The 19,657-nt window shown below is 55.2% G+C and carries 17 protein-coding genes and 1 pseudogene; 8 read left to right on the top strand and 10 right to left on the bottom strand.

Going from position 1 to position 19,657, the window contains the following annotated elements:
* The first annotated feature begins 133 nt into the window (after positions 1-133).
* The 3 genes from HG800_RS26325 to HG800_RS26315 are packed head-to-tail and all read left to right on the top strand — an operon-like array spanning position 134 to position 2,984.
* Complete coding sequence (locus tag HG800_RS26325; protein WP_315852118.1) at positions 134-1,135, top strand: NAD(P)H-dependent glycerol-3-phosphate dehydrogenase; 1,002 nt, start codon at positions 134-136, stop codon at positions 1,133-1,135.
* Positions 1,132-1,716, top strand: coding sequence for a DUF1802 family protein (locus tag HG800_RS26320; protein ID WP_169981271.1), 585 nt, complete (start codon positions 1,132-1,134; stop codon positions 1,714-1,716). The genes HG800_RS26325 and HG800_RS26320 overlap by 4 nt, the downstream gene beginning before the upstream one ends.
* Entirely contained in the window at positions 1,716-2,984 is a 1,269-nt protein-coding gene (locus HG800_RS26315) for a rhomboid family intramembrane serine protease (RefSeq protein WP_169981269.1), read from the top strand. Before HG800_RS26320 ends, HG800_RS26315 begins: the two co-directional genes overlap by 1 nt.
* On the opposite strand, the gene HG800_RS26310 is transcribed toward HG800_RS26315, so the two are convergent.
* The 4 genes from HG800_RS26310 to HG800_RS26300 all read right to left on the bottom strand — a co-directional run bounded on the left by HG800_RS26310 (position 2,917) and on the right by HG800_RS26300 (position 5,399).
* A complete protein-coding gene (locus tag HG800_RS26310; RefSeq protein ID WP_169981260.1) occupies positions 2,917-3,558 on the bottom strand; it encodes a PHP-associated domain-containing protein in 642 nt (213 codons plus the stop codon). The two genes, HG800_RS26315 and HG800_RS26310, sit on opposite strands and share 68 nt — an antisense overlap.
* 202 nt (positions 3,559-3,760) lie before the next feature.
* Positions 3,761-4,108, bottom strand: coding sequence for a hypothetical protein (locus HG800_RS27835; protein WP_220487825.1), 348 nt, complete (start codon positions 4,106-4,108; stop codon positions 3,761-3,763).
* On the bottom strand, positions 4,105-4,374 hold the full coding sequence (locus HG800_RS27830) for a hypothetical protein (RefSeq protein WP_220487824.1): 270 nt from the start codon (positions 4,372-4,374) through the stop codon (positions 4,105-4,107). The genes HG800_RS27835 and HG800_RS27830 overlap by 4 nt, the downstream gene beginning before the upstream one ends.
* A 149-nt stretch (positions 4,375-4,523) precedes the next feature.
* On the bottom strand, positions 4,524-5,399 hold the full coding sequence (locus HG800_RS26300) for an MBL fold metallo-hydrolase (RefSeq protein WP_169981256.1): 876 nt from the start codon (positions 5,397-5,399) through the stop codon (positions 4,524-4,526).
* A gap of 162 nt (positions 5,400-5,561) precedes the next feature.
* Between HG800_RS26300 and upp the strand changes: the two genes are divergently transcribed.
* From upp to HG800_RS26275, 5 genes are all read left to right on the top strand, one after another.
* Positions 5,562-6,188 (top strand): uracil phosphoribosyltransferase, encoded by a 627-nt coding sequence (gene upp, locus HG800_RS26295; protein WP_169981254.1) that lies wholly within the window; start codon positions 5,562-5,564, stop codon positions 6,186-6,188.
* 229 nt (positions 6,189-6,417) lie between these two features.
* Positions 6,418-7,752, top strand: coding sequence for a thymidine phosphorylase (locus HG800_RS26290; protein WP_169981252.1), 1,335 nt, complete (start codon positions 6,418-6,420; stop codon positions 7,750-7,752).
* 123 nt (positions 7,753-7,875) lie between these two features.
* Positions 7,876-9,783 (top strand): DUF4914 family protein, encoded by a 1,908-nt coding sequence (locus tag HG800_RS26285; protein ID WP_169981250.1) that lies wholly within the window; start codon positions 7,876-7,878, stop codon positions 9,781-9,783.
* A gap of 233 nt (positions 9,784-10,016) precedes the next feature.
* On the top strand, positions 10,017-11,291 hold the full coding sequence (locus HG800_RS27825) for a NupC/NupG family nucleoside CNT transporter (RefSeq protein ID WP_169981275.1): 1,275 nt from the start codon (positions 10,017-10,019) through the stop codon (positions 11,289-11,291).
* Between the two features lie 8 nt (positions 11,292-11,299).
* Positions 11,300-12,169 (top strand): purine-nucleoside phosphorylase, encoded by an 870-nt coding sequence (locus HG800_RS26275; protein WP_169981273.1) that lies wholly within the window; start codon positions 11,300-11,302, stop codon positions 12,167-12,169.
* 66 nt (positions 12,170-12,235) lie between these two features.
* Here HG800_RS26275 and HG800_RS27820 read toward each other — a convergent pair whose 3' ends face one another.
* The 6 genes and pseudogenes from HG800_RS27820 to HG800_RS26250 all read right to left on the bottom strand — a co-directional run bounded on the left by HG800_RS27820 (position 12,236) and on the right by HG800_RS26250 (position 19,241).
* Positions 12,236-12,958 (bottom strand): (Fe-S)-binding protein, encoded by a 723-nt coding sequence (locus HG800_RS27820; RefSeq protein ID WP_315852119.1) that lies wholly within the window; start codon positions 12,956-12,958, stop codon positions 12,236-12,238.
* Between the two features lie 309 nt (positions 12,959-13,267).
* Positions 13,268-13,606, bottom strand: a pseudogene (locus tag HG800_RS27815) (4Fe-4S dicluster domain-containing protein); the annotation flags it as partial.
* A gap of 75 nt (positions 13,607-13,681) precedes the next feature.
* Complete coding sequence (locus HG800_RS26265) at positions 13,682-14,932, bottom strand: FAD-binding oxidoreductase (RefSeq protein WP_169981246.1); 1,251 nt, start codon at positions 14,930-14,932, stop codon at positions 13,682-13,684.
* Between the two features lie 73 nt (positions 14,933-15,005).
* A complete protein-coding gene (locus HG800_RS26260; RefSeq protein WP_169981244.1) occupies positions 15,006-16,889 on the bottom strand; it encodes a PAS domain-containing sensor histidine kinase in 1,884 nt (627 codons plus the stop codon).
* Positions 16,890-16,935: 46 nt separating this feature from the next.
* Positions 16,936-17,739 carry a hypothetical protein gene (locus tag HG800_RS26255; protein WP_169981235.1) on the bottom strand — a complete coding sequence of 268 codons (804 nt, stop codon included), beginning with the start codon at positions 17,737-17,739 and terminating at the stop codon, positions 16,936-16,938.
* A gap of 41 nt (positions 17,740-17,780) precedes the next feature.
* Positions 17,781-19,241, bottom strand: coding sequence for an FAD-binding oxidoreductase (locus HG800_RS26250; RefSeq protein WP_169981232.1), 1,461 nt, complete (start codon positions 19,239-19,241; stop codon positions 17,781-17,783).
* Positions 19,242-19,657: the final 416 nt, after the last annotated feature.

Below are 19,657 nucleotides of genomic sequence, written 5' to 3'. Positions count from 1 at the left end.
GAGAGATCGCGTGGAGGTTTGTTTCGTTGTCTGGGAGGAGTTCACCCGGTCGGCTTGAGTCGTGTGATTGAGTATAGTGAGAAAGGGGAGGAAACTCTGACGCAACAAATGGTCCTGTCTGAAGGTCAACCGCGTGACGCTCGATCAGATTGCCATTCTTGGGGCTGGAGGCATGGGGACCGCCATGGCGGTCCTCTTGGATCGTTCCCGGCACAGAGTCAGACTTTGGACGCGTCGTCCGGAGTTTATGGAGCAACTCCGCGTGTCCAAGCAGAATGAACGCTATCTGCCGGGTATACCACTTCCCGATACAATTTTCTTGACGAGTGACATCGAAGAGGCCCTTGAGGGAGCGAACCTCCTGATTGTGTCAATTCCTTCAGCCTACCTTCGAGACACAATTCGTTCGGTGGCACCCGTCGTTCCCGCAGGTTTGCCAGTGGTGAGTGTCATCAAGGGAATCGAGCAGCAAACCTTCGCCAGACCGAGTCAGATTATTCGAGATGAACTGGGAGAGCGGCCTATCTCCATCTTGAGTGGCCCGAGTCATGCTGAGGAAATCGCAAGAGGCTTGCCGACCTCCGTGGTTGTGGCTGGCGATGACAGTACCCTAAACCGTCTCGTACGAGACACATTGAATACCGACCGTTTCAGGGTTTACAGTAATCCAGACGCCATCGGGGTCGAACTTGGCGGCGCGCTCAAGAATGTGATTGGTGTCGCGGCAGGCATTTGCGATGGGCTTGGCTTCGGAGATAATGCCAAGGCAGGACTGCTGACCCGTGGCCTCGCGGAAATGACCCGCTTTGGCTCGGCGATGGGGGCTCGACCAGCTACCTTTCTGGGACTTGCAGGGGTCGGCGACCTGATTACGACTTGTTATAGTCCTTTTGGGCGGAACCGGGCCTTCGGAGAACGAATCGGCAAGGGAGAGTCTTTCGTCGAGATCCAGGCCTCAAGTCCGAAGATTGCCGAGGGGGTGCCGACATGCCGTGGCGTCTCCGAACTGGCTCTGCAACGAAACATCGAAATGCCCATCACCGCAGCACTTCGGCAAATTCTATTTGACGGGAAATCGCCAAGCAACGCTGTCTCCGAGCTCATGGATCGAGAAACCAAGGATGAATGGCCGTGATCCCTGAGTCTATCCCCTCGACTTGTGACATCGCTTTCAAGGAATGGGCGGGAGTCTGTGACGCTTTGGCCGATGGGCGTCAATCGTTAATTCTTCGCAAGGGGGGCATCGCTGAGGATGCCGGGGAATTTCGTCCAGAACACTCCACATTCTGGCTCTATCCCACTCACCTGCACGAAAGTCAGCAGGGACTCCGTGACGACCACATCCCGAGAGCTGAAGGCATTCCGCCAGGGAGGCTCGACTTGCCCGCTCTGACTCAGGTTGAGTGTGTTGTCTGGGTGGATCGTCCCGAGTTGCTGGAAGGAATTGCCGACCTTCATGTCTGGACTTCCGAGACGGTCTTGAAGCGATTCCAGTATCGGAATCCGGGACTCTGGGTCCTCGGTGTCCGCGTTTTTCGGGCCGATCCTCCCCCTAGAATTCTCGTTACTTCCGAGCAAAACGGTTGCAAGAGTTGGGTTTCACTTGACGAGCCTGTGGGAACAAACAACGTTTTCCCGACGGTTGACGACGAAACGCTGAATGATCGATTGCAGCGAATTCGGGCGTTGTCCGCCTCTGATCGGGGAGGCCAATAATGGTCGAGCCGGCGGATTTCGAATCCGACCGACCAGCTTTGCTAAGCGCTCCTGTCACGTCCATCATCGCACTGGCCTGGATTTTGATGTTTGTGCTGCTCGGCATCGCTCGAAACGAGCCGATTCAGCCGAGGTCACTTCTTTACGGAGGTTTTGTCTCCTCTCAAGTCAGCCATGGCTTTGGTGACATCACACCGCAAGGGCTGTATGGAGGTCAACTCTGGCGAACCCTCACTGCGACATTCATTCACTTCAATCTCTTGCACCTGACGCTCAACCTGATCGCGTTCGTCCAGTTGGGACGAGTCGTCGAATCCTGGTACGGATCCTGGCAATTCTTGGCCATCTACGTCGTCCTCGGTGCAGGTGCGAACCTGGTAGCAAACCTGGCTCGGCCCTGGGCCAGTGGAGCCTCGGCGTTCGTCGTGCATAGTGGAGGCGGATCGACGGTCGTTCTGGGACTGATTGGACTGGTTGCGGTGGTGGGTTGGAGGAATCCGACGGAATTTCCTAAGCGTGCTACCATCTGGATGGCCGCGATTTTACTGGCGAATGCATTACTTGGATTTCTTGTCCCAAATATCGACAACCTCGGCCATGCGGCGGGGGCGGCAGTGGGAGGTATCATTGGGCTTCTAGACCGCCGGATGATTCAGTGGAAAAAGGCGCGAATCGCCAGACTCACTGGGATAGTTGGATTGCTCGTCTTGGTCAGTGCCTGCGTGGTGCAATCTCAGCATCGACAAGCCGAGCAGACGACAACCGATCGCATTGAACACTGGGGACAATTGGTTCAAACGCTCTGGAGGCTCGATCAGAGTTATCAAGCCTTGGCGGTTCGGGGACTGAACCCGGTCTTTCTCGTGCTGCCAAAGGAACCGAATCTTGCAAGACGTCCTCCCTTAATCATTTCTGAAAATCCAGTCGAGATCGAAAATCGGCGGCTCTCCCTGCTCGCATCAATCCGACAGCTCACGGCGAAGCCGGCGGGATTCGATCGCGGAGCCACCGCCGAGTCATACCGATCGGTGCGACAACTTGCCTCTAGGGCCTTGTTCAAACCTCCTACGCAAGACGAATTTCTCTTATTCGAGCAAGAACTTGCGAAGTTAACTCGACCTGCGATCGATCATTGGACCACCGCGCAACGTAACCTGATCCGTCTGAAACGGCCCGCTCCCCGGTTCGGAACACAACTCCTCAATCGACTGGCCCGCCAAGAAGCACCGCGCCCGGTCGATGCCGAGGCCGCCCAACCTTCCTCTTGAGTGCGACCACAAACTCCGACATTGACTCTATCGGAGACGGAAACTCCGTGAAGTAACAACCGACAGTCATGACATCATGAGCGTCGCTTGAGCCCGTTGCGCCCATGTTTGGATGACGAGCGAGGAGCGCTTCAATCTGAACACGCATGTCCGGTAAGACGTTATTGCTGACCATTTCCAAACCATCGAAAATCGGTCCGTGGTCGGCAACGATTGCGTCAAAGTCTTGGTCCCATCGAAACGGGTGTGCCGCGACGATGGCTGCCCCCTGGTCCTCGACGACCTTTAGAAGATCCTCCAACCTGACTCCCGGAGGGCACTCATCCAGGTCTGTCAGGCCATAGACCAGGAAATGACCTTCTCGGGCTGAGATTTCTACGCCGGAGAGAACCATGATTCCATCCGACCTTGCAGAAAGTTCCAAGAGTTCCTCGGTGTCCCAGAGTCGATCGTGTTCGGTGATAACGACCCCATGAAGTCCGACACATTTGGCCTGCTCAATCAGTTCCTCGGGCTCCAAAAAACTGTCAGGCGAGTGACGAGTCGTGTGAAGATGGTGATCGATCTTGAACATGTGTTTCCAAGGGGTTTGAGATGACCTTGAAAAAAGGTCCCGGTTCTGGATGGTCGAGTCGACGTACTCGATCGTCGACCGATAGTTCTTAGCCAGGAGGGTTTTCCGGCCCCTTCAGTTCCACTGTCGAGAATTGGAATCAGAGGCGAGTTGTCAATAGGATTTTCACACTTGAGATCATCGATTGATCGCGAGTTGATGCTTAGATACTGGATTGCAAGGTCGTTGCCGAGGGGCGATCCGTCACGAAGCAGACACCGTGCTCGTCGATGCGAACGTGACTCGAACCACCAATCCAATCTCCCAGAACGATCATGCGACCGTTTCCGATCGGCTCATCAAATACATCGTGGACATGACCGAGGAGGATCAGGTTCGCAATTCCGTTTTCGATCATCCCACTCGCATGAGCACGATAGGTGATCAGGTGACGATGATGCGTTTTGGCAAGTGATTGTGAGTTGGAGCGTTCGAGCCGATCGGCCAGTCGTCGAGCAATCGGACTTGGGAGAGCCTCGAACGAAGACAGGAACGAGCGACTCTCCATCATTGCTTTCCATGGCTTGCGAGCTCCGAGGAGATGCCCATGCACGGCGGAAACGTCAACGCCGTGACTTCTTCCTTTCCAAGCGCCTTCAACACACGAGGCCCCAAGAGTCGCTTCATAAAAAGGACCGAGCCAAGCATCGTGATTTCCCTGGAGGATAACCAGCCTTCCACCCTGCTGCCGGAAGTTGGCCAGGGATCGAAGACCGGCGCATCGAAGCGGATCACTGTTGCGCTGTCGGCTGGCGAACCAAAAGTCGCAAAGGTCACCCACGATGGTCAGGGTATCGTTGGGGCTCAGCGAATGTACAAAGGTCGCGAATCGCTCCGACCGTTCGGTATGGTCGAGCCTGAGATGCACATCACTCGCAAAGTAATCGGCCACGGGATCGATCGGTTCTCTCGAACGTGAGACGGGGTCATTCTTCCCAGGGAAATCCGGCAATCGATGCGACACTTGCTCTTCGAGCGGGCTTCACCCAGAGTTTTCCAAGAGGGCAGTTCTGACTTGCCGTATGGAGTTGTGCACGTCGATCACGCGTTAGAAGTGCGTTTCGAGCCACCTGGACCGCAAGTTCTGGTCGATTGCAATGTTCGCTGAGGTGGAGCATGACAACTTGAGTGAGCGCTCCTGGACCGGATCGGTCAAGAATCGCTCGAAGTAACTCGGCGGCCTGGTCATTGGAAAGGTGGCCTCGATCTCCCAGATTCCGCCAAATTAATGCAGGTGATCGCCCTGACTGCCGTTCCATTTCCACATCATGGTTGAACTCGATGCCGAGGAGATCGACATCCGCAAGTGCTTCGACCGTTCGATGATCCCAGGAGCCTGTGTCGGTCAGATAGCCCAGGGTCGAAGGGCGACCTCGGCGTCCGACCCGACCTTCGAAGCGAAATCCGAAGGTTGGGCCGCTGTGTTTGAGTTCAAACGATTCGACCCAGAGCCCAGGCGCGACAAGGAGAGGTCGATCATCAAAGAACCGGAGCAAGCCAAGCTCGAACAGCTCGCGGAAACCAGGACGATGACCAGCTTCCTCCCAATGCCCCGGATGACAGAAGACCGGGATTCGAGACCTGGCCATTCGTCGAAGCGTGGCGTCGTGGGAGTGGTCGCAATGAGTGTGCGTAATGATGGCCCCACAAATCCGGTCCCAACCCGCTCCAACGATCTCAAGGCGATTGGCCAGGGCACTGGGTCCGAGCCCCGCGTCGACTAGAAAGCAAGAACCATCGAGCTGCAGGAGCGAGGCGTTGCCCTTCGAGCCGCTGGCCAAGACCGTGAACTCGAGCGCCATCGGCAATCTCCGTATCCTCCCTGACATCTACCCCCCACAATTCGGTCCGGTTCTGAGAGTCCCGTTGCCTTTGGGGTCTCCTCATTGTATCAGTGAGACGAGACCTGTCCACCCGGCCAGGGGGACGATGATCGACCGGGACTACCGGAGAAGGAGTGCTTCGTGGCGTCTGTTTTTGAGTCGAAACACCCGCTGATTCAGGAGAAGATCGCCGCTCTTCGTTCTGTCGAGACCTCGCCTCCAAACTTTCGAGCACTCGTCCGACTACTTGGAACCCTGCTCGGTCTGGAAGCGACGACGAATCTTCCGACTCGATTCCGGAGTGTGCGTACACCCCTGGGAGATGCAAGTGGACGGGAAGTTGACGGTCCCATCGCGATCGTACCGATCCTTCGTGCCGGCCTAGGGATGGCCGACGGACTGCTCGATCTCATTCCCGAAGCCATGGTCTGGCATATCGGCCTCTTTCGAGACGAACACACATTAGAGCCCACGGAATACTATAGTAGAGTTCCCAAGGAAAGCCTGGCTCGCGTTGCTCTGGTTGCTGACCCCATGCTGGCGACCGGTGGCTCCGCGGTTCGGGCCTGTGAAATCCTGAGGGAATCGGGGGTTTTGGACATTCGTTACCTCTGCCTGATCGCTGCTCCCGAAGGCATTCATCGCCTCAGCTCCGCCATGCCCGAGGTCCCGATATTTACCGGTGCCATTGACCAGCGCCTGACCGAAATCGGTTTTATCTACCCCGGACTGGGTGACGCAGGCGACCGTCAGTTTGCGACCGCTTGAGTTGCCCAGGACCTCAGTTCACTGGGCAAGATTCCTGCCTCCGGGAATCGACTCGACCTCGGGAATCGGCCAGGATGACCATCAGAACAACATCATGCGATGATGTTGAGCTGGTTTCCAGAGCCGATCCAATCAACCCAGTTCACTATGCTCTGATACCAGCTCCCAACAGCGTGACATCCGATCGAGTACCCTCAAATTGGCTTGTGGCCTTCCGGAACCACTCAACATGACACCCCGAGCCGTGGACTTGATCCGTCGTAAGCGTGATGGAGGCATTCTTGAGCCATCCGAGATTCAATGGCTGATTCACGGACTAGGCTCCGGGGAAGTTCCGGACTACCAGTGGACCGCGCTGCTCATGGCGATCCTCTGGCAGGGCATGAACCCTGAGGAAACCGAGGCCCTGACTGCCTGCATGATGAATTCGGGGACCATCGTTGACCTTTCGAAGATCCCTGGTCGCAAGATCGATAAGCACAGTACCGGGGGAGTGGGAGACAAAACCTCGCTTGTCCTAGCACCGATCGTCGCGGCCTGTGGAGTTCCCGTACCGATGGTTTCGGGCCGCGGACTTGGTCACACAGGGGGAACCCTCGACAAGTTGGAATCGATCCCCGGGTTCCGGATTGACCTGGACATCGAAGGCTATCAACGTGTCCTCGAAGAGTGTGGTCTCGTACTCATCGGTCAGACAAGAGCGATTGCACCAGCCGACAAGCGACTCTATGCCTTACGTGACGCAACAGCGACCGTTGAATCCATTCCTCTGATCACTGCGTCGATCCTTTCTAAGAAGCTGGCTGAAGGTATTGACGGGCTTGTACTTGACGTCAAGACAGGTGACGGTGCGTTCATGCAACGACTTGAGGATGCTCAAGCACTCGCCGAGTCGATGTGCCGAATTGGTCGAGGACTTGGCAAAGACATGGTTGCATTGATCACTCGCATGGATCAACCACTTGGCAAAGCTGTTGGCAACGCAGTTGAGGTCGCCGAATGTGTGCGATGCTTACGGGGCGAAGGCCCGACAGATCTTCGAGACCTCTCGATCGCATTGGCGTCCGAAATGCTCGTGCTCGGAAGGGCGGCTCGGACCCTCGAAGAAGCGAAGGCCATGTGCTTCCGGGTCATCCACGATGGTTCAGCCCTTGAGCGTTTCCGTCGCGTTGTCGAGGCCCAAGGCGGCGATCCGAAAGTCATCGATGACCTGACGCTCTTGCCTTTGCCGAAGGTCCTCCGTGAGATTCCTTCGCCTCGTAAGGGATTCGTGACGAATGTCCTTGCCAGGCCGATCGGACATGCCGCCATGCTGCTCGGGGCCGGGCGGGCGAGGGCCGAAGATCAGATCGATCATGGAGTCGGGATTATCCTCAACAAGAAGTGCGGCGATCGAGTTCACCAGGGTGAATCGCTTTGCACCATCCTTTCCAATGGCGACGATCCCGCCCTGCAAGAGGTGACCAAGCTGGTTTCAGGGGCCTTCGAGGTTGGCGAATCGCCTGTTGAGGTACCCGACCTCATCGTTGATCGCCTTGAACACTCGTTTCAGCTCTTCGGTTGAACTTCAGGCATCTTGCACCGGCCAGGTGTGGGGAGGGGCCGGTGGGTCGTGTAAACTGTGGTCTCAGAAATCCGACCTCAACACACTTCGAGCCCAATGTTTCTCCCAGTGGAGTGTCTCTCAATGGCGGTGCAGTCTGGGCCGTTCGATGTCTTCAAGGTTCCTGAAGAACTCAAAGCAATCCTGACCGCATGTCCCGGCTGGCAGATCGCTCGGAATGTCGATGAACTGGCCGATCTGGCCGTTAAAGACGCGGTTGGAGGCTGGCATGAGGTTGCCTATGACGTTCCAGGCCGAGGACCGGTTGTCGAGGCGAAGGTCTGTCGCGTCACAAACGGCGTCGCGGCAAATTACCTCGAACCGTACATGAGACGACGAGACCCAGATTGCATGGTGATCGGAGACGACGAACCGACCAATAAGCCACGCTACGCCGAACGGTTTGGTCAGGAATTCGAACGGACCCGACTTGAGACATTTGACTGGCTCAAGACACAGCAACTGGCCCTGTTTCCTTTTGTCTCAGGTGTTCCGGATCAAGGAATCGATGCAGTCGCCGTAGTCCCCGCCAACGCCGGATTTTTCGGGTTTGGACTGGCGCTCTTGCAAGGAATCCTCGATGCTTCGGAACTCTCACCAGAGTTCAACCCCAAAGCGGTTGTTTATGTCGCACCGCCGTTCCGTCATTCTCACTTCGATGGCAAGCAGATCGTTGTCCATAACCGCTTGGCCAATCTGCACGAGTTGTTCAGCTATAATCTCTATCCAGGACCGAGTGCGAAAAAAGGCATCTACGGAGTATTGCTTGCGATCGGGGAACGAGAACAATGGGTGACAACCCATTGCTCCACCGTGCGGGTCGTTACTCCGTATGGAAGTCGCTTAACCATCATGCACGAAGGAGCAAGTGGTGGTGGCAAGAGCGAAATGCTTGAGGAAATCCACCGAGAGCGAGATGGGCGTCTCCTGCTTGGAAAACGACTCATGGACGGGGATGAGCGTCATTTGATCCTGCCTCGTGGATGTGAGCTTCAGCCGGTCACCGACGATATGGCCCTTTGCCATCCCAGCCTTCAGAATGACGATGGGCGATTGACGCTCGTCGATGCCGAATCTGCATGGTTCATTCGTGTCAACCACATTGACCACTATGGAGTTGATCCTCATCTTGAGGAAATCACCATTCATGCGGAGAATCCACTTCTGTTTCTGAACATTCAAGCAGTTCCTGATGGAACAGCTTTGATTTGGCAACACATCGAAGATGAGCCAGGAAAATCATGTCCGAATCCTCGCGTGGTGGTTCCCAGGCAATCAATCCCCGGAATCATCCATGGCCCAGTGAGAGTCGATGTTCGATCCTTCGGTGTCCGGACTCCGCCTTGTACTCGGGAGAAGCCGAGTTTCGGAATCTTTGGGCTGTTTCATCTCCTTCCTCCGGCGCTTTCCTGGCTGTGGCGCCTTGTCGCCCCTCGAGGTTACGCCAATCCGAGTATCGTGCAAACCGAGGGAATGAGTTCTGAAGGGGTCGGATCTTATTGGCCTTTCGCAACCGGCCGGAAAGTTGATCAGGCAAACCTACTTCTGAAGCAGTTTCAAGAAGGCCACCGAATGCGACACATCCTCATCCCGAACCAGCACATCGGTGCTTGGCGGGTCGGGTTCATGGGACAGTGGATCGCTCGAGACTACCTTGCCCGCAGAGGACCCGATCCTTTCCATCCTGCAATGGTGCAGCCTGCCCGATGTCCCTTACTGGGTTACGCACTGAATTCCTTGGTGATCGAAGGGCAAGATATCCCCCCCATTTTCCTTCAAGTCGATCGGCAAAGTGAGGTGGGAGAGCAAGGGTATGATGCCGGTGCCTTGCTCCTAACTGAATTTTTCCACAAAGAGCTACAGAGTTATCAACGGTCGGAGTTTGACCCACTTGGACGGGAGATTATCGACTGCATGCTCGATGGTGGCTCGGTTACTGATTATGAAGCCCTCATCCCTGGACTTCCCATCATTCTGAACGAGGATTTTTGAACCGAGTGTACAATTGAGTGCACTTATTTCCTCAACTGAAGTTCTCAGACTCGGTGTTGATCACTCGCACCTCGAAGTGACTGCTAAGTCTGGTGAGACCTACAACCATGTCCCGAGCTCTTTGGTTTGTGCCGCTCGTCTTCTTTCTTTGTTCCTCAGCGGCATGGGCTCAGGGAATCGAGGATTCTGGTGGAGCGTCACTCAATCACCAAGCCGATTCGTCATCAGGAACGATGGGCACCGTAAGCCGCCAATTCCCATGGAGCCGGCTTCAGGGGGCCCTCGGCATCGTTCTGATTGTAGGACTTGCGGTTTTAATCTCTGAGAACCGAAAGGCGATCTCACTCCGAACGGTTGTTCCCGGCCTGGCGATTCAGGTGGGCCTTGGGTTACTGTTGATCTTAGTTCCTGCAGGACAGCGCTTGATGGAAACGGCCTCGGGGCTTGTAGTTCTCGTGCTCAACTGTGCAATCGTAGGTGCAGAGTTTGTTTTCGGATCGAATTTGGTGGACCCAGCAGGTCCGGCAGGATTCGTTTTCGCATTCCGAGTGCTTCCAACAGTCATCTTCGTCGCCGCGCTGTTCGCGGTTCTGTATCAGATTGGGATCATGCAGCTGATTGTTCGGGCGTTTGCTTGGAGCATGGCCAAACTGCTAGGCTCAAGCGGCGCTGAGTCGCTCAACGTGGCGGCTTCTCTGTTCCTCGGTCAGACCGAAGCTCCACTGACGATCCGACCATTTCTTGCCCGACTCACACGCTCCGAGTTGATGGTCATCATGGTTTCCGGAATGGCTCTTGTTTCAGGAGGTGTTCTCGCAGCCTATATCGAGGCCGGGGCAGCCCCGGGAGTTCTTCTCACTGCTATTCTCATGAATGCACCTGCGTCGATTGTCCTGGCCAAGATCCTCGTTCCCGAAACGACCGTTCCCCTGACACTTGGAAGCGTAAGCTCCGATGCGACACCCCGCGATGCCAATATCATTGATGCTGCCGCGCGAGGTACTCGGGAAGGATTACACCTGGCTCTGAATATCGCTGCCGTCCTCATTACCTTTCTCGCATTGATCGCAATGCTCGACACTGGACTCGGTGCATTCGGGAGTCTCGTTTCGGACTGGTCAAACGGCCGCCTTCCTCTTGAAGGATTGTCATTGCAGATGATCCTCGGGACGTTGCTTGCCCCGGTGGCATGGATCATGGGGGTCTCCTGGAGTGATTGTGCTGGTGTTGGAGGACTCCTCGGCTCCCGCCTTGTCCTCAACGAATTGGTCGCATACGGGCAGCTAGGGTCGATGGCGTCTCAGTTCCAGCCACGATCAGTGACACTTGCGACGTTTGCGCTGTGTGGATTCGCGAACCTAAGCTCGATTGGGATTCAGGTCGGCGGGATCGGAGCCTTGGTGCCGGAACGCCGCACCGACCTTGCTCGACTGGGGTTTCGTGCCCTGCTTGCTGCGACCCTTGCGAATGTGTTAACTGCAAGTATTGCAGGGACCTTGATTTCGTGAGAAAGTTTATGGTTCACGACCGCGCTTCCGAAACTGCCAGGACGATCCTTGCTCGCGTTCCGGGGCCAATCGATGTTGGACTTGTGCTTGGCTCTGGTCTCGGGAGCCTGGCAAATCGACTCCAATCACCTGTTGTCCTACCGTATCGTGATCTTCCTCACCTACCGGCTCCCACGGTAGAAGGTCACTCTGGGAAATTAGTGATCGGTGAGTACGGCGGTCTCAAGACTGCATGTTTTCAGGGACGATTTCACACCTATGAAGGGCACGACCTGGATACAGTGACCTTTCCGATCCGAGTTCTTCAACGCCTCTCCGTTCCCCGGGTCATCCTTACCGCAGCAACTGGAGGAATTCGAGGCGACCTTGGTCCGGGTTCCCTCGTCTGTCTTTCAGACCATCTGAACTTGCTGGGCACGAGTCCACTGAAGGGCCCCAATGATGATCGTCTTGGTCCGCGATTTCTCGACTTGACCGAGGTCTACTCTAGTCGCCTTCGGACACTTGCCAGCGAAGAGGCGAATCGGCTGGGATTATCAATTGCCTCCGGCGTTTATGCCTGTATGCCCGGACCGCATTACGAAACTCCGGCCGAGATCCGAATGCTCCGCATCCTAGGCGCTGATCTTGTTGGGATGTCAACTGTTCCCGAGGCAATTGTGGCCCGTCACGGTGGCATGGACGTTCTTGGCTTGGCGATTGTGGCCAACTGGGCAGCCGGAATCAGTCCGAACCCGCTCACCCATGCGGAAGTCCTCGAATCCAGCCTTGCAGTGAGCGGACACCTGGCCGATCTCATCGAAGCGATCCTGGCCCGACTTGCGAGGGAAGACGCTCAGGACGCTGTCGGCCAAAGATCTCTTGACATTACGACATGAAACGCCTTTTCTGAAGACCCGATCGAATCGAAACGATCGGGCCTTCAGAGAGAACACTGATCGTCGTCAAGGCCCCTCATAGGCGCGGTCGAGGAGATCAATCGGATGCTCGACCGTGATCGTGGTGCCATATTCCTTGGCCTTACGAGCAATTTGAAGAATACAGCCCACGTTCCCGGTAACAACCGCTTCCGCACCCGTTGCGAGAATGTGTTCCATCTTGCGACGACCAAGGCGTTCCGACATCTCAGGTTCAGTCAGGTTATACGTACCGGCGGCACCGCAACAAATCTCTGTTTCTTCCAGAGGAATTAATTCCAGACCCGGAATCAGTTCCAGGAGTTGTCTTGGCTGACTTCTCACGCGTTGGGCGTGAACTAGATGGCAGGCGTCGTGGTAAGTGACCTTGCGATAGGGCCCAGAGTGCTTTGGTGCAATTGGTCCGAGCTGAACGAGAAATTCCGAAACATCTTTCACCTTCGCGGCAAATCGTGTTGCCAAAGCTTGGTCGGTTTCCGGCAGCAAATGACCATAATCTTTCAACATTGCCCCACAACCAGCCGCATTCACGATAATTGCATCGATCGAATCGAGGTCGAAGGCCCGAAGGTTTGCCCTTGCGAGCTCGAACGCCGGTTCCTCGATCCCCGAGTGATAATGAATTGCCCCGCAGCAGGCCTGTCCTCGAGGAATGACAACCTCGCAGCCATTGCGTTGAAGAACTCTGGCCGTCGCGGCGGTTGTCTGAGGATACATTGCATCCGCCACACAACCGAGGAACAGGGCCACACGAGCACGTTTCGGCCCGAGGGGCGGGAGCACCTCAGGAAGGTTTACACCACCCGAGGCGAGCTTGGGTAGCATCGCATGCATTTGCCTTAAGGTTGGTGGGAGCAAGCGAGTGAGGCCAACTTTTTCCATGGTGTCAATCAAACCCACTCGCTGCATGACCCGAGCAGGGGCAAGGGCAATCTTGACCCGATTCCCATAAGGAAAAAGGTAGCGCAGAAAGAGGGATTGTAACCAACTCCGCTTCCCGGGAGGAGCAGACTGCTGCAAAGCAACCTTGAATGGTTCAATGAGTTGGCCGTATTGAACCCCCGAGGGACATGCAGTCTCGCAAGCTCGGCAGTCGAGGCACAAGTCGAGGTGTCGGCGAACGTCGGCGCTGACCCCGAGCCGACCGTCGACGACTGATCGCATCAGATAAATCCGTCCTCTGGGGCTATCGTTTTCGTTTCCAGTTTCAACGTATGTCGGGCAACTTGCGGTACAAAGGCCGCAATGAATGCATTCCTGAAACCGACGGTAATCAATTTTCGAGGCCAGCCAGTCCAGGTCGACCCCTGCTTCAACCGGTCGGGAGGACTTGGAGGCCGGGTCCTCAACAGGCTTGGCGGAAGCAACCGTCCGGGTCGAAGATTCGGCGGTCGTCATGAAACGGCTCGCAACCAATGGGTAGGAAAGAGTGCGATAGCGGTGAGGAGCGAATTCTGAGGTCTCTCAATTGTATCAAAGGAACCGGCCTGGGTTCATCGCCCCAGCCGGATCAAGCGATCGTTTGATCATCCTGGCCAGTTCCCAATCACCACGAGGGTATCCCCAGACCCCAAGATCTCCTTTGCGATCGGTCGGACATCGGGGCAGGATCAGGTTCCCTTCCGAGGCCACGGCAAGGTCTCGAAAACGAGAGATATCCTCAGCAAGCTCGACGATCGGGACCGAAGATAGAGCCAAGCCCCAGACGACACCACTCCCGGCATGACATTGAGAAGCCCACCGCTCAGGGTCCACCTCTGCGAGGAACCGAGTCATGGCGGACGGCAAGAGCGAAGCCTTGAAGCTCATGGCCGCCTCCTCTGCCGGATGGGAAGTGAGCGATTGCAGAAGTCGATCTGCATCGGCGTCGCGAACCTCGATACGATCTGTTGCAGCAGCTAACTCTGCTCCCAGAACATCAAGTTGCCATTGCACCACATCCGAAGTCCCCTCGACACCCATGATTAAAATCTGTCCCGACGTCGGAAGATCGAGTTCTGCGTCTCGGGACACTGATTCCGCTGCTGGAGCATTGAGGAGCTCGAACACAACCGGTCGAGATCGCGAAGTATTCAAGGCTGCGAGAATCGGCTCAAGCCGATCACTCGATGGCCACTGAGTCCAGATCATCGCCGTTGATTCCGGCATGGGTCGTGTTTTCAAAGTCAGCTCGACGATGGTCCCAAGCGAACCATATGAACCGGTGAGCAGTTTCGGGAAATCGTAACCCGCAACGTTTTTGACAACCCGCCCACCCCCTTTGACGACGGCCCCGTGAGACGTGACAAACGCAACACCGATAATCTGGTCTCGGGGGCGTCCAAGACCGAAGCGAGTTGGTCCGCTGGTATCCGTCGCGTAGATCGCTCCCAGGGTCGCACGCTCGGCGAATGGAGCATGAAGCGGTAGACGCTGACCCTCGCTGCGAAGGAGTTGTTGTAATGCGGCCAGGGTCATTCCCGCCTCGACCGTAACTGTCATGTCCGCCACCGGATAATCGATGACCCGACTCAAGCCCTGAACATCGAGCACGATTCCAGGACGATCCGGAGGCCCACCTGTTTCCAATGCCGTACGGCCCCCTTGCGGATAAATGGCTGCTCCATCAGACACGTGCTTGAGCACGCATGCGGCCAGGGACTCACGATCGGTGGGGCGTTCCACGGCCGAGCCAAAGCGTCCATCCCCCAGCGGGAACTCATTCGAGGTATCTGGCCAGTTCATCAAACACTCGCTGAATGAAAATAAAGGAATGGCACCCTTATTCGATTGCATAAGTCGTGTCGGCACTTTAAGCTTACACTGACCCATGCATCACGGCATTGGGAACGAGAAACGGTGGTTTCAAGGGCAATCGCACGCTGAACCTGGAACCTCCTCCGGGAGTCGAGTCGACCTCAATCCGACCACCGTGATCTTGAACAATTCCGTAGCTGATGGACAACCCAAGTCCCGTTCCTACACCAACCGGTTTGGTTGTAAAAAAAGGGTCGAAAATCCGATCACGAATTGAGGGATCGATTCCACAACCATCGTCCAAGACTTCGATGCAAACTTCACCTGTCTTGTGGTCGCTCTGAGATCGAATGGTCACAGAGCCACCGGGTTGGCAGGCGTCAATTGCATTGACAACAAGATTCATTAACACCTGATTCATCTTGGCTGCATGACAGAGTACCAAGGGCAAGGAGTTTAGCTGCGGTATCAGGTCAACCTGTTGTTTTTTCGCATAGCCAAGAATGATGTTGATCGAGGACTCGATTCCGACGTTGAGATCCACCTCGGACAGGTCTCCCTCATCGAGCCTAGCGAATGCTCGAAGGTCTTTGACAATGTCGTGAATTCGCCGAAGACCATCACGTGTACGCTCCAAAATGCCGCGAAGATTATCAAGTGTATAGTCAATGTCAATTTCTTCGCAAAATTCGTGAATTCTCTCATACAAATAGGGGTCATGAGATCTTATCAACGGATCAGCAGAACGATAAAATCGCATGAGTTCATGAAGCTCTGATAGATCGCGTTGAAGGACGGCTACATTGTTCCCGACAAACGCCAAGGGATTGTTTATTTCGTGCGCGACTCCTGCGACCAGTTGACCAAGTCCAGCAAGCTTGGCGGATTCGACCATTCGGCTCTGGGCTTGTTCTCGTTCCTCCAGTGCCCGACGTTCAGAGCGAGCCATCTCTTGGAGTAACTGGTTTTGTGCTCGAAGCAAGTCTTCGGCCATCTTGCGATCGTGGATATCGCTGATGGAGCCGGCCATTCGAATCGGTTGGCCACTTTCATCCCAGACAGCCTGCCCACGAGCAAGGAACCAGCGATCTTCCCCAGATTGGGTGTGGAGGCGGTACTCTATATCAAAAGGTTCGCCTCCGTGGAGATGTCGTTGAGCGGCCTCCTCTACCCGTGGTCGATCTACAGGATGAAGCAATTCGAGAAATGTTTCGATCCGATGAGGAAACGGATCGTCTTCGCCAAAACCAAGAAGATGCTTGAATCGTGGTGAGTAGTAAGTGTCATTCGTTCTCGGATCCCAGTCCCAGAGGCCATCATTGGTCCCCCGTACGGCAAGTGCGAATCGTTCCTCACTTTCTGCCAGGGCTTCAAGGGTGCGATACTGCTCGGTGACATCCCAGAAAATACACTGAAGGCCGACGACCTCACCCGAGGGATCTCTCAACGGAGACTTGGTGACCTGGACCCTTCGCACCTCACCTTCAGTTGTGACATGCCCCTCGACATCTTCCAGAACTTCCCCGCTTTGCATGACTCGCAGGTCATCGCGTCGGTACTTTTCCGCTAAGTCTTCGGGATAGAAGTCACGGTCGGTTCGACCCAGAATCTCATTTAATTCTCGACCGAGTGAGTTGCAAAATCGTCGATTGGCAAAAGTAAATCGCCCTTGCGCATCTTTGCGAAAAATGTTCTGCGGAAGGTTCTCAACCAATGAATGATAAAATGCCTCAGAAACGAGCCATGCGTCCTCTGCCTTGCCGCGTTCAAGAGATTGAGCCCGAAGTTCCTCATCGAGACGTGCCGCACGTGTTCGAAGCAATCGAATGGTTGCCAGTGATGCGATCAGCAAGGCAACCAATAAAATAATGCTAACAAGTGCGAGGGGATGCTCCACCGGCAAAATTGCTTGTGCAGGTGCGAGCACAAGTGTTGTCAATCTCATGTCCCCAGGGAACTCCTGGAAGTGGCTCAGAGCCAAGTTAATCGGATTAGCCGTCGATCGAATCATTGCGATCATGACTGCGGAAATACCGGATATTTTGTCCAGAAAGGACGCGATCGACACGTTCTTGAATTAACCGTAGCAGATCCACAATCGAGTCCTCGATTCCGTGATTTCGGAACCCTTCAGTCACGAGGATTTGTCCCTCAAAAGCCAGTTTGTGCAATGCGAAGCAGAGAACTCGGTCGAGTTCGGTGACGTCTCGATAATCAGCCTCCAGTTCTTCAAGAGCCTGGATCAACTCGACGCCAACTTCTGGAGCTAGGGTTCCTTCACATCTTAACGAGGTTAAGAATGCGTTTGGATCGTTTCCGAGTAAACCAGCGTGGCGAAGAATGACTTTAATTGCCGGGTGTTCCATGTTTGCATCTGGCACGTCGGAACAACTCGCAGTGGTCTCCAGAGTTGGGTCTGGTGAACAACTTTCATTATTACCCTGAGGAGCGCCACGTTGATCGAGGAAAATGGCGGTCCACTCCGCAAGATAATCAGGGTCATCTGCGACCGTAAGAGGTTCCCAAGAGCGACCTTCGCGCCCGATTGAGCGAATGGAGTCGTGACCTTGATCTTGCTCACCGGCAAGGGCTTGGATCAATAACGTTTCACAATAACGTTGCACCGACTCCACCTTCGCCCGGCAAGCCTGCTGCTCGGCCAGATCGAGGGCATCCACTGGTAAGTAAAGGACGATGCGCTGGGCTTCGGCGTTTGGGGGAGGACCTTTTCGTTCATGAGTGCGAAAGGTTCCCGGCACATGCCTTCGACCAGGCTGCCTTGGACGTTTGCTCACGGCGCCACCTCACATCGTGGCTCCACTGGTCGACCTAAAGATCATGCAGAGGCCCGACGACCGGGGCTCTTGCGCTCGATGCAACCAACCCCGATCGGCAACATCTTCCCGGGGCTACACCGCCCCTCAGGGTTAAAGACGTTGCGGATGGCAACCATCGCATCCAAGTCGCTCGAGGAGAAGAGTTTGGGCATGAATTCCAGTTTTTCAACACCGATTCCGTGTTCCCCGGAGACGCTTCCACCGCATGCAATGCATTCGTCGAGAATTTCGTGACTGGCCTCGAGGACTTTTCGAATTTGGTCGGGGTCACGCTCATCGAATAAGAGGATCGGATGAATGTTACCATCGCCTGCGTGGAAGACATTCGCGATCTGGATTTGATATTTCTCCCCAATCTCCGTAATCCGACGCAGGATGTGGGGCAGTTTGGTTCGAGGTACAACCCCGTCCTGGGTGCAGAAGGTTGGACTGAGACGACCAATCGCGCCGAAGGCAGATTTTCGAGCTTTCCAGATCGCCACGTACTCCGGTTCTTTTCTCGTTGACCATGAGATCGCGTTCTTCACGGATCCACCCTTGGCCCGCACAATCTGCTGCACGGCTTCCGATTCCCGGTCGAGACCTGCTCGTACTCCATCCACCTCGATGATAAGAACCGCTCCTGCCTCTGTCGGAAATCCGAATCCGAAGGCTTCCTCGACCGCTCGAATCATCAGGTTATCAAGCATCTCGAGAGCCGCAGGAACAATTCCAGCTCCGATCAGACCGCTCACTGTTTCAGTGGCCTGGTCCACTGTTTCGAAGACCCCGAGAAAGGTCCGACCGGCCTCTGGATCTCTTGTCAGGTTGACAATAACCTTGGTGACGATCCCGAAGGTCCCCTCATTGCCAACGACGAGGCCAGTAAGATCGAGCCCGGGAACATCCTGTGTTTTTCCACCAATCTCAACCACTCGTCCATCCGGAAGAACCAGTTCCACCCCCCGAACGTGGTTCACCGTGACACCATACTTCAGTGTATGGGGCCCCCCGGAATTTGTCGCGACATTGCCACCAACCGTGCAGGCGGTCTGGCTTGAGGGATCGGGGGCATAATGGAATCCGGAGCCAGCAAGTGCGCGCGTCAACCAGACATTTACAACTCCAGGTTCGACGACCGCATATCCATCTCGATGATTGATCTCCAGGATCTGCTTCATCCTCGTGAGGCAGATCATGATGCCTCCTCCAACGGCCAGCGTGCCTCCCGAAAGGCTTGTGCCGGCACCTCGTGGAACAAATGGAACATCGTACCGCTGACAGAGCTTTACAATGTCCACAACTTGCCTGGTTGAGGTGGGGAAGACAACCACGTCCGGAACGTTTTTCTCGATGACGTAACCGTCACACTCGTAGACGATCAACTCGTCTCGGTGGTGCAATAGGTTCTCCTCGCCAACAATTTGTGTCAATTCGGCGCGGAGTGATTCGGAAATATTAACGGTCTGTGCAACTGCCATAGCAGATTCTTCACGGATTCGAAACACAGAAGACCCCCTGCAATCCCGGCTCGAACTCGCTGCGAGGATTCCGGTGAGTGCAAAGGGACGGCGGTAATTGCTCTAGCTTACCCTCCGACTCAGGGCGATTGCCACCTCATCCCCAAATCCGAATTGCGCTCTCTGGCTCTGGGGCAATTTCGAAGCTTGTCCAATCGGTGGATCGGTGAGAAAATCCCCCAGCCCAGGACGCCAAAGACGTCAACGAAGAGGAATCGCTTACGAAATCCGATTATCTTTATCATTGAATACGGCATAGGACGCGTGATCTTTTTCCTGACTACAATGCAACCAAGTCAGGAGGTCGATTGATCATCCCGACGCAGAGGTCACAGCGACCACACGGAGGCTCGATCGGATTCTCTTAACCCAATGTA

The organism is Tautonia rosea (assembly GCF_012958305.1).
In the GTDB taxonomy this organism is placed as follows: Bacteria; Planctomycetota; Planctomycetia; order Isosphaerales; family Isosphaeraceae; genus Tautonia; species Tautonia rosea.
The sequence above is the reverse complement of the archived record's forward strand: the minus strand, read 5'-3'. Positions and strand labels throughout refer to the sequence as shown.

Excerpts from the sequence above, each read along its gene's own strand:
- HG800_RS26260 (WP_169981244.1), bottom strand. The coding sequence starts at position 16,889 with ATGAGATTGACAACACTTGTGCTCGCACCTGCACAAGCAATTTTGCCG.
- HG800_RS26310 (WP_169981260.1), bottom strand. The coding sequence starts at position 3,558 with ATGTTCAAGATCGATCACCATCTTCACACGACTCGTCACTCGCCTGAC.
- HG800_RS26250 (WP_169981232.1), bottom strand. The coding sequence starts at position 19,241 with ATGGCAGTTGCACAGACCGTTAATATTTCCGAATCACTCCGCGCCGAA.
- HG800_RS26290 (WP_169981252.1), top strand. The coding sequence starts at position 6,418 with ATGACACCCCGAGCCGTGGACTTGATCCGTCGTAAGCGTGATGGAGGC.
- HG800_RS26315 (WP_169981269.1), top strand. The coding sequence starts at position 1,716 with ATGGTCGAGCCGGCGGATTTCGAATCCGACCGACCAGCTTTGCTAAGC.
- HG800_RS27825 (WP_169981275.1), top strand. The coding sequence starts at position 10,017 with ATGGGCACCGTAAGCCGCCAATTCCCATGGAGCCGGCTTCAGGGGGCC.
- HG800_RS26300 (WP_169981256.1), bottom strand. The coding sequence starts at position 5,399 with ATGGCGCTCGAGTTCACGGTCTTGGCCAGCGGCTCGAAGGGCAACGCC.
- HG800_RS26265 (WP_169981246.1), bottom strand. The coding sequence starts at position 14,932 with ATGAACTGGCCAGATACCTCGAATGAGTTCCCGCTGGGGGATGGACGC.
- HG800_RS26275 (WP_169981273.1), top strand. The coding sequence starts at position 11,300 with ATGGTTCACGACCGCGCTTCCGAAACTGCCAGGACGATCCTTGCTCGC.
- HG800_RS27835 (WP_220487825.1), bottom strand. The coding sequence starts at position 4,108 with ATGATGGAGAGTCGCTCGTTCCTGTCTTCGTTCGAGGCTCTCCCAAGT.
- HG800_RS26285 (WP_169981250.1), top strand. The coding sequence starts at position 7,876 with ATGGCGGTGCAGTCTGGGCCGTTCGATGTCTTCAAGGTTCCTGAAGAA.